This is a genomic window from Bartonella queenslandensis AUST/NH15 (assembly GCF_000312585.1).
GTDB classification, from domain to species: Bacteria; Pseudomonadota; Alphaproteobacteria; order Rhizobiales; family Rhizobiaceae; genus Bartonella; species Bartonella queenslandensis_A.
In genome coordinates, this window is sequence record NZ_HE998230.1 from 1 (window position 1) to 696 (window position 696).

At 37.9% G+C, this 696-nt stretch carries 1 pseudogene; it reads right to left on the bottom strand.

Annotation, left to right across the window (positions count from 1 at the left end):
• A pseudogene (locus BN338_RS12375) lies at positions 1-696 on the bottom strand (Vomp family autotransporter); the annotation flags it as partial.

A 696-nucleotide genomic window follows, 5' to 3' on the forward strand; every position in this document is an offset into this window, starting at 1 on the left:
TTGAACTTGTTGTGTAACATTATCGACTACTTCTGCTAATTTATCTTCTACTTTCTTGATATTCGTATCAAGCTGACCTTTGTTAACAGCGTCATTGTTGTTCTTTGCTTCCGCAACGCCAGAAAGTATCCGATCCTCTTTGTCCTTGTTGGCAATGTTGATTTCACTGCCTTCTACTTTTGTACCAATCGTAATTCGATGGCCTTCCGCATCTTTCTGAACAAGGCTATCACCCTTCACATTGGTAATGGCATTAATAATCTGATTGGTCATTTCATTTTTTATGTTCGTGAAAGCAGTACCTACACCTTCAAAAGCATCTGCTACATTCGTATAGGTTTGTTCATCTTCTGTACCATCAGCTTTAACGCGTTTAATTTTAAAGGTTGGATCACCCCAGTTTCCATTTCCAAAGTCAGCTCCACCGCCAAAAAAACCAGCTATTTTGCTACCCGTTGAATACATTTGGGCACCAATTACAACTTCGTCTGAGTTTGCAGTTAAATCTCCACCTTCAACAAACTTAATTCTGCGATTTTTTCTATCTTTTCCTTCTCCATGCTGAGCACTAAAGGCTTTATCAGTTTCACTCCACAATAAGGAAGCGCCTTTTACTTGTTGTGTAACATCCGTTATATTCTGAGTAACTTCGTTAAATTTATTCGTTATATTATTATTGACTTCATTGATGTTGGC